This window comes from Bradyrhizobium sp. USDA 241, assembly GCF_049739505.1.
Taxonomy (GTDB): Bacteria; Pseudomonadota; Alphaproteobacteria; order Rhizobiales; family Xanthobacteraceae; genus Bradyrhizobium; species Bradyrhizobium liaoningense.
Genome location: NZ_JBMGPZ010000005.1, coordinates 3132594 through 3146540, shown reverse-complemented (window position 1 = coordinate 3146540; position 13947 = coordinate 3132594). Strand labels below are relative to the sequence as shown.

11 protein-coding genes and 1 pseudogene are annotated in these 13947 nt (G+C 63.3%); 2 read left to right on the top strand and 10 right to left on the bottom strand.

The window, feature by feature from the left end; genetic code table 11:
• Nucleotide 1: 1 nt before the first annotated feature.
• The 6 genes and pseudogenes from ABIF91_RS37145 to istA all read right to left on the bottom strand — a co-directional run bounded on the left by ABIF91_RS37145 (nt 2) and on the right by istA (nt 6485).
• A complete protein-coding gene (locus ABIF91_RS37145; protein WP_035719147.1) occupies nt 2-781 on the bottom strand; it encodes an ABC transporter ATP-binding protein in 780 nt (259 codons plus the stop codon).
• Nucleotides 778-1737 (bottom strand): FecCD family ABC transporter permease, encoded by a 960-nt coding sequence (locus ABIF91_RS37140; RefSeq protein ID WP_424579848.1) that lies wholly within the window; start codon nt 1735-1737, stop codon nt 778-780. The genes ABIF91_RS37145 and ABIF91_RS37140 overlap by 4 nt, the downstream gene beginning before the upstream one ends.
• Before the next feature lie 50 nt (nt 1738-1787).
• A complete protein-coding gene (locus tag ABIF91_RS37135) occupies nt 1788-3056 on the bottom strand; it encodes an IS256 family transposase (protein ID WP_038952271.1) in 1269 nt (422 codons plus the stop codon).
• Between the two features lie 187 nt (nt 3057-3243).
• A pseudogene (locus ABIF91_RS37130) lies at nt 3244-3822 on the bottom strand (ABC transporter substrate-binding protein); the annotation flags it as partial.
• 133 nt (nt 3823-3955) lie between these two features.
• Nucleotides 3956-4723, bottom strand: a complete 768-nt coding sequence (gene istB, locus ABIF91_RS37125) for an IS21-like element IS1631 family helper ATPase IstB (protein WP_424579690.1) — start codon at nt 4721-4723, stop codon at nt 3956-3958.
• A gap of 4 nt (nt 4724-4727) precedes the next feature.
• Nucleotides 4728-6485: an IS21-like element IS1631 family transposase gene (gene istA, locus ABIF91_RS37120; protein WP_424579201.1), complete on the bottom strand. Its 1758-nt coding sequence runs from the start codon at nt 6483-6485 to the stop codon at nt 4728-4730.
• 90 nt (nt 6486-6575) lie between these two features.
• On the opposite strand from istA, the gene ABIF91_RS37115 reads away from it, so the two are divergent.
• A complete protein-coding gene (locus ABIF91_RS37115) occupies nt 6576-8774 on the top strand; it encodes a TonB-dependent receptor (RefSeq protein WP_424579689.1) in 2199 nt (732 codons plus the stop codon).
• A gap of 6 nt (nt 8775-8780) precedes the next feature.
• Here the strand turns inward: ABIF91_RS37115 and queC are convergent, their stop codons facing one another.
• Complete coding sequence (gene queC, locus ABIF91_RS37110) at nt 8781-9494, bottom strand: 7-cyano-7-deazaguanine synthase QueC (protein ID WP_035675694.1); 714 nt, start codon at nt 9492-9494, stop codon at nt 8781-8783.
• A gap of 126 nt (nt 9495-9620) precedes the next feature.
• Here queC and mazG point away from each other — a divergent pair, with 126 nt between their 5' ends.
• Nucleotides 9621-10475, top strand: a complete 855-nt coding sequence (gene mazG, locus ABIF91_RS37105) for a nucleoside triphosphate pyrophosphohydrolase (RefSeq protein ID WP_028179550.1) — start codon at nt 9621-9623, stop codon at nt 10473-10475.
• Nucleotides 10476-10624: 149 nt separating this feature from the next.
• Here the strand turns inward: mazG and hflX are convergent, their stop codons facing one another.
• The 3 genes from hflX to ABIF91_RS37090 form a co-directional block, all read right to left on the bottom strand.
• On the bottom strand, nt 10625-12004 hold the full coding sequence (hflX, locus tag ABIF91_RS37100) for a GTPase HflX (RefSeq protein ID WP_028179549.1): 1380 nt from the start codon (nt 12002-12004) through the stop codon (nt 10625-10627).
• 11 nt (nt 12005-12015) lie between these two features.
• The gene (hfq, locus tag ABIF91_RS37095; protein ID WP_028179548.1) at nt 12016-12264 is read right to left on the bottom strand and encodes an RNA chaperone Hfq; all 249 of its coding nucleotides are present in this window, start codon (nt 12262-12264) and stop codon (nt 12016-12018) included.
• Nucleotides 12265-12572: 308 nt separating this feature from the next.
• Nucleotides 12573-13943, bottom strand: coding sequence for a sigma-54-dependent transcriptional regulator (locus tag ABIF91_RS37090; RefSeq protein ID WP_035696789.1), 1371 nt, complete (start codon nt 13941-13943; stop codon nt 12573-12575).
• Nucleotides 13944-13947: the final 4 nt, after the last annotated feature.

Below are 13947 nucleotides of genomic sequence, written 5' to 3'. Positions count from 1 at the left end.
CTCAGGGGACCAGAGGCTGATCCGGAGCCTTGCTCCGCAAGCCGTGCAACGGCACGATCGCCGAGGCCGTCTCCTCGCCTGCATGGACATCGACGCGGCGCACCGGCACGCCATACATCCGAGCGAGATTGCCTTCGGTCAGCACCTCCCCGGTCGGACCGCAGACGTGAGTGCCGTTCCGCTGCATCAGCAAGGTCGTATCGGCGATACCGATTGCATGGTCCGGATGATGCGTTGTGAACAACACGGTCAGGCCCAAGGAGCTTGCGAGGCGCAGGAGCAGGCGAAGAACGACGCCCTGATTGGCGATGTCGAGCGCCGAGGCTGGCTCATCCAGCACGAGGACCTTGCAGTCGCTGGCCAGTGCGCGGGCCAGCAGGACGAGTTGCCGCTGCCCGCCGCTCAGCCGGTCGTAACGCTGCTCCGCGAGAGCCCCCAGACCGACTTCCTCGATAGACTCATATGCACGTTCCCTGTCCTTGCGGCCCGGTGAGCTGAACCTGCCGAGATAGCGGCTTCGACCCATCAGAACCATATCGACGGCACTGTAGGACTGATCGGCCGTCAATGCCTGCGGCACGAAACCCTCATGGCCGTCGATGTCGATGATTCCTTCCTTGAGGGTCAATGTTCGGCTGATCGCGCGCAGCAAGGTTGTCTTGCCGCAGCCATTCGGCCCGAGGATTGCGGCGATCCGGGCCGAAGGAAAGGTGACGGACAGCTCGCGAAAGAGCCAGTGCTGGGATCCGTACCTGTGGCCTGCATTCTCGATGCGGATCATGCTGCGCCGCTCCTGGTGGTGCGCCGGAGGAGCAGCGCGAAGATCGGAGTGCCGATGAGCGCCGTGATGATCCCGACCGGAATCTCGGCCGGCGTGAGCGACCGCGCCAGCGTGTCCGCTGCAACCAGGAAGATGGCGCCCAGGAATGTCGATACCGGCAGCAGCTGGCGGTTGTCCGCCCCCACGATCATGCGCGCAAGGTTGGGAACGATGAGTCCGACCCAGCCGATCGTTCCGCTGACCGCAACTTGAGACGAGATCGCAAGACAGGCCGCGGCCAGAAGGATCAACCGATCGCGTCCTGGATTGACGCCGAGAGTTCGAGCCTCTTCATCTCCGAGCGAAAGAACGTTGACCCGCCACCTCATCCCGATGAGTACGGCGGCTGCGACCGCGGTGCAGACCGCAATCAGACCGCAGTGCAGCCACGTCGAAGGCGCGAAGCTGCCCAGCAGCCAGAACACGATGACCTGCAATGTCGTCTCGGGATCGGCCAGATAGGTCACAAGTCCGACCAGAGCGGTGCAGAACGCGCTGACGACCACACCCGCAAGCACGAGCATGAGGATGGGCGAGAGATTGTCGCTGCGATGGAGCGCAAGCACGGCGACGAGCGCCAAGGCGGCGCCTCCAAAAGCACCGATCTGGACGAGTGGCCCGAACCCGACCAGGAAGATGACGATGACGCCGCCGAGGGCAGCTCCGGAGGAGGCTCCGATTGTCTGGGGGCCAACCAGCGGATTGCGGAAGATCGCCTGAAGCACTGCGCCGCACAGAGACAGGCCTGCGCCTGCGATAGCGGCGGTGAGCACGCGCGGCAGCCTCACCGTTTCGACGACGACGGCTTCCGTGGTCGTCCACGTCGCTTTCACTGCGACCAGGTGCGACACGATGATCGACAAAACCGTGCCGAACGGGATCTGATACCGTCCCGAAGCGATCGCCCACAAAAGGATGAGGATCAGGCCCGCAGGAGCTATGGCTGATTTTGGGTGACGCGGCCTGATCAGGCGGCGTGGCTTTCAGTGTTCGGAATGACTTCGATTCCGTCGATGAACTTTACACCGGCGATGACTTTCGGCAACTGGTTCGTGCTCTTCAATCGCCGCCAGGTCTTCGATGCGGCGTCGATGAGCTTGAACACCATCAGCTTCGCAGTTTGTTGCGACAGCGATCCCTTGGTCCGCACCGTTCGGTGGCGCACCGTGGCGAAGACGCTCTCGATCGGGTTCGAGCTGCGTAGGTGGATCCAGTGCTCAGCAGGGAAGTCGAAGAAGGCGAGCAGCGCATGGCGATCCTTGATCAGGCACTCCACCGCACGTCCGTATTTGACGTGGTATTTCTCGACGAAGACGTCGATCGCGGTTTCAGCTTCGGCCCGGTGTGGGGCCAGATAGATGTTCCGCAGGTCGTTCTTCATGGGGCCCTGCACGGATTTGGCGACCTTGTCGAGTACGTTGCTCACTTTATGGCACCAGCATCGTTGGTGCCGCGTGCCGGGAAAGGCCTCGTCCAGTGCCTTCCAGAAGCCGAGGGCGCCGTCGCCGATGGCGAGTTGCGGGGCAATCCGTAACCCGCGTTGCCGCAGGTCGATCAGGAGTTCGCGCCAGCTCTGCGCGCTCTCGCGCACGCCGACCTGGAAGCCGATCAGCTCCTTCTTGCCTTCCGGCGTGGTGCCAATCAGCACCAGCATGCATTCGCTGTGATCTTCCATGCGGGCCTGCAGGTACACGCCATCGGCCCAGATGTAGACATAGCGACGCGCCGACAGATCGCGTCTCTGCCAGCGTTCGTACTCGACCTGCCAATCGGCCTTCAGGCCGGCGATCACCGAAGGCGACAGGTTCGGCGCATCCTTGCCGAGCAGCGCCGAGAGCGCCTCCTGGAAGTCGCCGGTCGAGATGCCGCGCAAATAGAGGACCGGGATCAAGGCATCCAGGCTCTTCGTCCGCCGCGCCCATAGCGGCAGGATTGCCGAACTGAAGCGGAGGCGGTCGCCTGGCCCGCTCGCTCCGCGGTCGCGGACCTTGGGACGAGCGACCTCCACCGGACCGATGCCGGTCGCAATCTCGCGCACCGGACCGTGCCCATGTCGGACCAGGCGCGCTCGACCGTCGGGCAGCGTCAGATTGGCCGTGCTGGCCAGAAACGCGCCAACCTCGATCTCGATCGCCCTGGCAAGCAGGTCCCGCGCGCCGGCACGAACGATATCGGTCAGTGGATCATCAACCGCGGACGGCTGACGGAAAGCAAGAACATTGGTAGTCTCGGTCATGGCGTATCGCTCTCCTCGAGAGGTTCTGGCAGGCTCGTCACCCGCCTCGATACGCCGCCTTCCTCACACCGTCATCACCCAGATTCCGCCATAGCTCGGCCCGCAGCGAGCGCAACGTAAAGCAGGGCAAAGGATCTTTCACTCCGCGAGGGGAGACTCGTCGCCGATCCGGAGATAGTGCTTCCCATCAATGAGCCCGATAAGCTTCGTAGCCGGCCGACCCGGCGTTGTCCTTGAGAAACAGGATGCCGTCTATCTCCTCATCGGTTGGATTGTAATTATAGAGAAAGCCGAACCAGCTCTTCACCGAGGTACGAATGCTCTCCTGAGCAAGTTCGGGATGCAGCAGGCCGGCCAGCCAGAGCCAACCAAGTGCCGATTCGTGACTCGGCGGATCCCAGCGATAACCCCCGAGAGGAACGCGGTACACGCGGCGAGCCTGAACGGCCTCGATGCCCTGCCAGCGCGGATCGCGATACAGATCCGACGGCATCGCCGGATCGAAATTTCCAAGCAGGATGACTTGCGGATTCCACGCGAGGATCTGTTCAATGGTGATGGTGCTGATCGAAGCGGTGCCGACCGCGTTCTGTCCGCCCGCCAGCTCAATGGCGAAATCCTGCGCCGTTCCTTTGCCGCTGACGCGCAGCATGTTCGTGGCTCGATTGAAGTACAGCACGCGTGGTCGCTGCGTCGACGATAGATCGGCAAACCGCGACGTCAGCGACTGACGAGTCTCTTCCTGCTTTCGGAGCAATTCGCTCGCTCGGTCTTCCGTGCTGCCGACGGTGACCGTCGAGGCCGGAAAACCGTCGAAGCCTCGTCCCCGCGGGTCACTTCAAATTCCTCCGGGTGTGGTCAGTCAAATTCCTCCACCCGCGAGGCAGGACAAGGGACTGTTAGTTTGAGTTTGTTTCCCGGGCAAGAGCTTCAGCGGCTTCTTTGAGCCGATAGCTGCGTCCGTCGAACTCAAGCAGATGGCAATGATGCATAAGGCGATCGAGGATCGTCGTGCTCATAGTGTTGTCCCCAAGGTATGCCCCCCAATCCTGCACGACGCGATTGGAGGTGACGATGACGCTGCGGCGCAGTTTGTAACGCTGATGGATCAGGGTCTGCAGCAAAGTGCCGGCGTCGTCGGGGATGGCGCGTGCGAGGAATAGATCGTCCAGCACGAGGAGATCGCAGTCGATGATGGTTCGCAGCCGGACCTCGCGTTGTGCCGGAGAGTTCAGGGCGTAGCGGTGGAAGAAGTCGTCGGTCTCAAGATACTGGACCTTGTGGCTTTGCAGGATCGCCTGATAGGCAATCGCCTTGGCGATGTGCGACTTCCCGGTGCCAGGTTTGCCAACAAGCAGAGCGTTCTCGCCAGCGGCAATGAACGCCAGGGTGTGGAGCTGGAAGCAGGTCTGACGTGGCAGTTTGGGATTGAAGGACCAGTCGAACTCGGCGAGCGTCAGCTTTTCGTCGAGCCCGGATTGCTGGTATCGCCGCTCGATAAGACGGGACTGACGACGGTCCAGTTCATCCTGCAGGATAAGGGAGAAGGTCTCGAGGAAGAGCTGGTTGGCGCCCTGCGCCTGGAGCACGCGCGTCTGCAGCGTGTCGCGGACACCCGACAGGCGCAGCTGTCGTAGGCAACGCTCAATTTCCGGCATGGTCATCATGTGGCTAGGTCTCCAGTTTAAGGTGAGAAGGTGCAGCGGGAGCGCTCGTGGCGCCGGAGTTGGCCGGGGTTGCGCAGGCGACACGAGCGCGGATTGCCGTGGCGTGATCGTCGTGAGCCTCGGCCTGCCGACCATTGTCGTCGGCGTCGCGCCGCACAGCGCGGCTGAAGAGGTCGCCGTATTCCGCGGGGGTACGGATCAGCGGATGATCCTGGGTGAGCGGCGATGCCGGCTGTGGCGTCACTCCAACCTGCTCGATCGCCTGTTCGAACAACCGCTCGACGGTCGCACGCACGTGCTTGTAGCGGTAGATGCGGTTGTCGATGGCGTGCGCGCAGGCCTGCTCGACCAGCCGCGCCGGATACTTCCGGCCCAGCCCGACAATGCCCCACATCGCGCGCTGTCCGGGGCGCCCTTCGGTGTCGAACACCTGCTGGCACAAGGCCCTGGTCTGCGGTCCGATGCGCTCGGCGCTCGCCAGCAGCACGGCGGTTTGCCGCGACGGGTTGAACGGCCGTTCGCTGGTCGGCAGGACGACAGAACCGGGGTGCGCCATCCGGGAATGAACACGCAGCAGCGCACGGGTGTGGCGATCACGGATCTCGATCGTGGTGGTGTAGATGCGCACGACGACCTGGCTGCCGATCGGCGCGGGCCGCGCGGCGTAATAGCTGTTGTCGACGCGTACGGTGGTGTCGTCGCAGACAGTCCGGACGACTTCGGTGAAGATGCGGAAGGGAGCGACAGGCAGCGGCCGCAGGTGCGGCTTCTCTTCCTGGAACATCGCCTCGACCTGACGGCGCGTGCTGCCGTGGATGCGTTTGAAAGCCCAGTTCTCCTCCCAGTGCCTCAAGAACTCGTTTTGCGCCTCCAGCGTCTCGAAGCGCCGTCCGGCCAGCGCAGTGCCCTGGGTATGTTGAATCGCATTCTCGACGCATCCTTTCCGATTTGGATCGGCCACGCGCGCGGGATCGGCGACCACGGCGTAATGAGCCAGCATCGCGCTGTAAATCGGGTTGAGCTGGGGCTCGTACAAATCCGGCTTGAGGACGCCTTCCTTCAGGTTGTCGAGCACGACATAGCTGGGGACCCCGCCAAAATACCGGAACGCCTCTTCGTGGAGCTGCGCCCAGACTTGTTGGCTGGACTTCCAGACTACCCGCCGGAAGCTGCGCCGCGAGTAGCGTAGCGTCATCACGAACAGGCGGGGACGACGGTACCGCCCGCTCTTCGGATCAACCGTCGGCGCGCCCTCGCCATAGTCGACCTGAGCTTCCTCGCCGGGGAGGAACTCAAGACGATCAAACTGCTCAGGATCAGCGTGCCGCAACCGGCGCACAAACCGCTTGACACTCTGGTAGCTGGACGGAAAGCCAAATTGATCAACCAGGTCCTGGTAAATCGCCTGCGCGTTCCGCTTCAGCCGGACCTGTTCTTCGATCCACGTCCGATGCGCTTCGCAAGCCGAACGGGCCAGGCTGCTGGTGACCGTCGCTTCCGATGTCCCAAAAGCCGGTGGTCGGGGTGGAGGAATTTGGCCGTCCGCGCTCACCGAGCCGGTGGTCACTTCCCCGGGGGAATTTGCCTCCGCACCGGCCCGCAGCGCCTGATAACGCCGGATCGTCTTGCGATCGACACCCGTCAGCCGGTGAATCTCGCGCTGGCTGGTGTTGCGATCAAGTAATGTAAGTACGGTGCTTTGCAGATGTCGCTTCAAGACGTTCAACTCCCCGGCCCCTTGCTGGCTAAAGGGGTCGAACATAAACGTCCTGCCTGACCGGCTACTGCTGTTCAGCGGCGCTGACGGCGATCATCAGGTGGGGGAGTTTCAAGTGACCATACCCGGGGGATTTTGACCGACCCACGGGGTCGTCGCACGGCACGGCAGAATGCAGCGCGCGCGGCGCGACAAACGCAGTCGCAGGCTGTGCAGCCGGCACGAGGCCCGCAAACCGCGCAAACAGCTCCTGAAGGCACGAACAGCGATTCCCTGAAGCCCATGGGCGGCAGGCTGCCGCAAGCGGGAATTCCTCATCTTGCGGAGCAGAGCATCACGGTTGTTGACCGTGCCCAGATCGAGGCGACTTCGCCAACTGGCCTTCTCGATATTCTTGCTTCGGTCCCGGGCGTCTCGGTCGCTCGCTCCGGTGGTATCGGTGGTCAGATCTATTTGCGAGGGTTCTCTTCGAACAGCTTCCGCTCGCCGATGTTCATCGACGGCGATCGCTTCCGCGGCCGCAATACACTGCAGCTCAATTACCTCGCGCCTGACGAGGTCGAGCGCGTCGAAGTGATCCGCGGTCCAGGCTCCGTCGTCTATGGCAGCGAGGCGCTGACCGGACTGGTCAACGTCGTGACCCGCTCGTACACCGGCGATACGTCGGGGCCATTCCGGTTTACGGGTGGCGGCTGGTCGACCGGCTACGGAAGTGCCGCCAGCTCGTTCACCACCTACGACTGGGTCAAGGGCGCCGGACAGGGCTTCGATTTCATCGGCGGGTTCGCCGGGCGCTGGGGCGGCGACTATCAGACTTCGCTCGGAACGGTGCCGAATAGCGACTATCAGAGCGTCGGCGGCAATATCAAGCTCGGCTACTCGCCCGATATCGGACAGAGGCTGGAGCTCTCGTTGCGCTCTTACAGCGAGGTCGATGGGCGCGCCGGCGGTGTCGGCGGAGCGCCGGGGGCGCCGTATCTGCAGGTGCGGCAGGATCCCAACCAGGTGCATTCGGCGCGCATCGCCTATACCGGCGAACTCGACGGCCTGGTGAAGCACGTCGAGAGCTCCTTCTACGTCAACTATTTCGACACGAAACTCTCGACGATCAACAACACGATCAACGCCGCGGGCATCACCACGAGGACCGTCAAATCCACCAGCCACGTCATAGGCCCCCTCGTAATCGGCGGGCGCTCACTGGCCGAGATTCCCTGGCTCAGCCCGTGGGGTGCAACGAAGACCACGGTCGGCCTCGACGGCTTCCGGGAAGCGCGGCCGGGCAGCGAATTGACGTCCGAGACCATCACCCGCAATGGGACGACGGGGATCGTGACGAGCGATGTGTTTTCGCCTTACACCAAGCAAGGCCCCGACACGACGCAATCCAACATCGGCACGTTCGTCCTGCATGAATGGAAGCCGATCCAGCCGCTGACGCTGTCCGCAGGGGGCCGTTTCGACTGGTTCAACACGACCACTGACACCTCGCCGCTCGCGTCCACCATTCCTGCAAATGTCAGAGCGTTGTATGCGAGCAAGGCCAACGTGGATCAAACGGCTCCGACCGGAAGCCTTGGGTTCGTCTACGCCGTCCTGCCAAGCGTCGACCTGATCGGCAACGTGGCGACCTCGTTCCGTCAACCGACGAACTCCGAGCTGTTTGCCGTGACGGCCACTCAGCTTCCCAATCCGGACCTGAAGCCGGAACGCGGCGTGACGTACGAAGGAGGCGCACGCTTTCATACGACCAATGCAGAGCTCAAGGTCACGGCGTTCGATACGCACTACGAGAACTTCCTTCAAACGGTCGCAGTGACGCTCAACGGTGTCGGCGGATACACCCAGTCACAGAACGTCGGCAAGGCCGAGGTGACCGGCGTCGAACTGGAGGCGCGCTGGCAGATGACGCCGTCCGTCAACCTGTTCACGAACTTCACCCAGCTGCGCGGTACCAACACGGCAACCGACAAGCCGCTGCCTTTTCTCGCTCCGTATCGCGGGCGGGTGGGGATACAATATGCGGACCCGGATGGCGCCTACTCGATCCTCGGCGTGATCGATTGGGCCGCCAGCAAGACCCGGATCGATCCGGCGCAGGAGTATACGACTTCGGGTTACGCCATTCCCAAGCTCTATGCGACGCTTCAACTCGGCAAGCTGGTATCGCCGCAACTCGGCGATACCAAGCTGATCCTCGGCTTGGAGAACATCTTCAACACGGCCTATGTCGACGCATCGACGTTCGTGAATCGCTCATACCCGCGAAGCTTCACAAATCCCCTGGTGGAGACCGGCCGCAATATCTCGGTGAAAGTGCAGCACACCTTCTAGCCGGCATCATCTGCCCGCCGCAAACTCCTGCCAGCCCTTCGCCCGCAGGCTGCACGCCGGGCACTCGCCGCAGCCATAGCCCCACTCGTGCTGCGCGCCGCGTTCGCCGAGATAGCAGGTGTGGGAGTGCTCGCGGATGAGATCGACGAGGCCGTCGCCGCCGAGATCGTGCGCGAGCTGCCAGGTCGCGGCCTTGTCGATCCACATTAGCGGCGTATGCAGCTCGAAATTCCGAGCCATGCCGAGCGAGAGCGCGGCCTGCATGGCGCGGATGGTCTCGTCGCGGCAATCGGGATAGCCGGAATAGTCGGTCTCGCACATGCCGCCGACGATGTGGCTGATCCCGCGCCGATAGGCCAGCGCCGCGGCGAAGGTCAGGAACACCAGGTTGCGGCCCGGCACGAAGGTGTTGGGCAGGCCGTCCGCACCCATCGCGATCGCGACGTCGCGCGTCAGCGCGGTCTCGGACACGGCCGCCAGCGTCGGGATCGACAACGTGTGGTTCTCGCCGAGCCTTGCGGCCCAATCCGCGCGCAGCCCCTTGATGCCGTCAAACAACCGGTCGCGACAGGCGAGCTCGATGGCATGGCGCTGGCCGTAGTCGAACCCCAGCGTCTCCACGCGGGCAAAGCGGCTGAGCGCCCAGGCCAGGCAGGTGGTGGAATCCTGGCCGCCGGAGAACAGCACCAGTGCGGTCTCGGATGAAGATGCGTCACTCATGGCCCGCGCTTTAGCATTGCGCGACCTGCTCGCCAATCGGTGGAAATCGGCCTGTTCCGCCGTACCAGGCTGGGAACGCCGGCGCGGTTTTGGCATAAGGTTGCGGACCCAGGAGACTGCCCCGCAATGACCCCTTCCCGCGAGATTTCCCGCCTGATCGAGATCATGGCGGCGCTGCGCACGCCGGTCACCGGCTGCCCCTGGGACCTCGATCAGGATTTTGTGACCATCTCGCCCTACACGATCGAGGAAGCCTATGAGGTGGTGGACGCCATCGCCCGCGGCGATCTCGACGATCTGCGCGAGGAGCTCGGCGATCTCCTGCTCCAGGTCGTGTACCACGCCCAGATGGCTTCCGAGCAGAACGCGTTCGATTTTGGTGACGTCGTCGAAGCCATCACCCGCAAGATGATCCGCCGCCATCCCCATGTCTTCGCCGACAAGGACGGCAATCTCGCCTCCTCCCATGTCAAGGAGGTCTGGGATCGCATCAAGGCCGAGGAGAAAGCCGAGCGCGCCGCGCGCCGGCCGCCGGAGGACGCGCCGTCACACAAATCGCTGTTGTCGGGCGTGAAGGCCGGCCAGCCGGCGCTGACGCGTGCGATGGAGCTCCAGCGCAAGGCCTCCACCGTCGGCTTCGACTGGAACGACCCGCGCGCGGTGTTGCAAAAGATCCGTGAGGAGGCCGACGAGATCGAGGCGGCATTGGACCGCAACGACAAGCAGGAGATTGCGGAAGAGACCGGCGACCTGATGTTTGCCCTCGTCAACCTCGCCCGCCATGTCGACACCGATCCGGAAAGCGCACTCCGCGTGACCAATGCGAAATTCGAGCGGCGCTTCGCCTATATCGAGCGGACGCTGGAGGCGCAGGGTCGGACCCTTGAGCAGGCGTCGCTGGCGGAGATGGACGCGCTGTGGAATGCGGCGAAGGGTGAGGAGAAGCTGGTCTCAGAGGGAGGCAAGGAAGCCAGCCGGTAATCTCACTGTCGTCCCGACGAACGCTGCGCCCCCTAACCACAGGCAGCAATTTGGCGAAAGCTCAAAGTCAAGCGTTCGTCGGTACGAAGACCGCCCGACGTGGATAGATCACGCGGTATGGGTCCCGGCGTTCGCCGGGACGACAGCGGTCATGTAGCGTGATGCGGCACGGCGTCGAACCTGTTCACAACGATATCCCGCTTGGTCTCGTCCACCCGCACGGTCATGTCGAAGCGGCCGTCGTGCAGCTCCTTCGACAGGACCTCTGCGTTGCGGTGCAGCCAGCTGATGCCGGCTCCGTCCGAGGCGTCGACGGAGAGATCGAGCGTGGTGCGCTTGGCGGCGAGGCGTTCCTCGATCGCGGCGAGCAGTGGGTCGATGCCCTCACCTGATACGGCTGAGACCAGCATCGCCGGATGATCCTCCGGCCTGCGCGCAGCGATATTGAGCAGCTCTTCCCGCTGCCCGGCGTCGAACCGGTCGATCTTGTTCCAGACTTCGATGATGCGGCCGGAATCATCAGGGTTGATGCCGAGCTGGCGCAGCACCGCGTCGACATCGCTCTGCTGCGCTTCGGCGTCCTCGTGCGAGATGTCGCGGACATGCAGGATGACGTCGGCCTCCAGCACCTCCTCCAGCGTGGCACGGAAGGCGGCGACGAGCTGGGTCGGCAGATTGGAGATGAAGCCGACGGTGTCCGACAGCATCGCCTTGCCGCCATGCGGCAAAGTGAGTGCGCGTAAGGTGGGGTCGAGCGTCGCAAACAGCATGTCGGCCGCCTGCACGTCGGCCCGGGTCAGGCGGTTGAACAGCGTCGATTTGCCGGCATTGGTGTAGCCGACCAGCGCGACGACGCGATACGGTACGCGCTGGCGGCCGGCGCGATGCAGACGCCGCGTCGCCTGCACCTTTTTCAGCTCGCTCTCGAGCTTGGAGATGCGCTCCTGAATCAGGCGGCGGTCCGCCTCGATCTGCGTCTCGCCAGGACCGCCCATGAAGCCGAAACCGCCGCGCTGGCGTTCGAGATGGGTCCATGAGCGCACCAGGCGCGAGCGCTGGTAGTTGAGATGCGCAAGCTCGACCTGGAGCGAGCCCTCCCTGGTCTTGGCGCGGCGGCCGAAGATCTCCAGAATGAGACCGGTGCGGTCGAGCACCTTGGCCTGCCATTCCTTCTCGAGATTGCGCTGCTGGATCGGCGATAGCGCGCAATCCATCACCACGAGCTCGACCTCCAGACTCTTGATCAGCCCTGCGATCTCTTCGACCTTGCCCTTGCCGATATAGGTCGCGGGCCGAATCTGGCTGACCGGAGCGATGATGGCATCGGCAATGACGAGATCAATCGCGCGTGCGAGGCCCGCGGCCTCGTCGAGCCGGGCCTCGGTGTCGCGCAGGACATGGCCTTCCGATTGCGCGTCAGCATTCCCTGCACGCACCCGCAAATAGGGGCCGATGACCAGCACCCGCCCCGTATTGGCCCCTGCCGACCGCGGACGGTCGGCATCCCCGTCGAAATTCCGGGGTTCCAATCAGATCACTCTCAAGTCGGCTGATCCTCGCCGCCTTCGAACAACTGGATCGGTGCGCCCGGCATGATGGTCGAGATCGCATGCTTGTAGACCAGCTGCGAGTGACCGTCGCGCCGCAACAGCAAACAGAAATTGTCGAACCAGGTCACGATGCCCTGGAGCTTCACTCCGTTGACCAGAAAGATCGTCAGTGGCGTCTTGGTTTTGCGAACGTGATTAAGGAAGGTGTCCTGTAGGTTTTGTGCGCGGTCTGCCGCCATTGTTTTTTTCTCGCTTTGAGTTTCTTTTTATTGCGCCGGTTGCGGCCCTCTTGTGACGTTCGGGGCCTCTCCCGGTTGCTGTCCCTCATGAGATCCCCCTCGGAAGGAACAGCGGTTCGATTAGAGGACAGGTCGGGATATTAGGCAAGTCGCTTCACGCGGCAGGCCACGCCCTATTGTCCCGGAAAACTACGGAAATCGATGATCTTGCTCGCTTATTCCTGACGCGTGGCCGCAAGGTCGCGCGCTGCTATTGTTTTGACGCGTCTCCTTGACGCGAACCGGTCTCTACCCCGCTCGAAAACGCATTAGCCGACGCCGAGCGCTTTCAATTTGCGGTGCAGCGCCGAACGTTCCATGCCAACGAACTCGGCCGTACGAGAAATATTTCCTGAAAAACGGCTTATCTGCGCAATTAAATAGTCGCGCTCGAACACTTCGCGCGCCTCACGCAGCGGCAAGCCCATGATGTGCTCGCCATTGTTGCTGGTCGGCATCGCCGGCACCATCGAGCCGACGTCCTGCGGCAACATGTCGGCCGTGATGATGACCTCCGGCCCCCCTGCCGCGAGAATCATCACCCTCTCGACGTTGTTGCGGAGCTGACGCACATTGCCGGGCCAAACATGGGATTGCAGCACCGCCATCGCGTCCTGCCCGATCTGGCGCTTGGGAAGGCCGCTGCCGGCGGAAATCTGCTCCATGAAATAGTCGATCAATTCCGGAATGTCCTCGCGCCGCTCCGACAGCGCGGGCACGCGGATCGGCACCACCGAGAGCCGGTGGTAGAGGTCCTCGCGGAAACGGCCGGCCGCGATCTCCTCCTCCAGGTTGCGCGCGGTCGAGGAGATGATGCGCACGTCGACCTGCACCCTGGCGGTACCGCCGACGCGCTGGAACGACTGCTCCACCAGCACGCGCAAGATCTTGTTCTGGGTCTCGCGCGGCATGTCGGCGATTTCGTCGATGAACAACGTGCCGCCATGGGCTTCCTCGAGCGCACCGGGCTTGCGCGGCTGCTCGCCATTGGACTGCTCGATGCCGAACAGCTCGTGCTCCATGCGCTCGGGCGTGATCGCCGCCGCATTGATCACCACGAAGGGACCGTCGGCACGGCCCGAGGCCGTATGCAGCGTGCGTGCGGTCAATTCCTTGCCGGCGCCGGCGGGGCCGACGATCAGGATGCGGCTGTTGGCCTTCGCCGCACGCTCGATGGTCTGGCGCAGCTGGTTCATGCTGGGCGAGCGGCCGACGAGCTGACTGGCGCTCGGCGCGAGCTGCTTCAACTCCTTGACCTCGCGCTTGAGTCGCGAGTTCTCCAGCGCTCTGGTCGCGACCAGGATCAGCCGGTCAGCCTTGAACGGCTTCTCGATGAAGTCGTAGGCGCCGCGCTTGATCGCGGCGACCGCGGTCTCGATGTTGCCGTGGCCGGAGATCATCACGACGGGTAGATCGGCATTGTCCTTCTTGACGTGCTCCAGCAGCTGCAAGCCGTCGAGCTTGGAGCCTTGCAGCCAGATGTCGAGAAACACGAGATGCGGCCGCCGATTGGCAATCTCGGCGAGCGCCGTATCGCTGTCGCGTGCGGTCCGGGTCACGAACCCCTCGTCTTCGAGAATGCCCGCAACGAGATCCCGAATATCGGCCTCATCATCGACAATCAGAATTTCACTTGCCATGGAT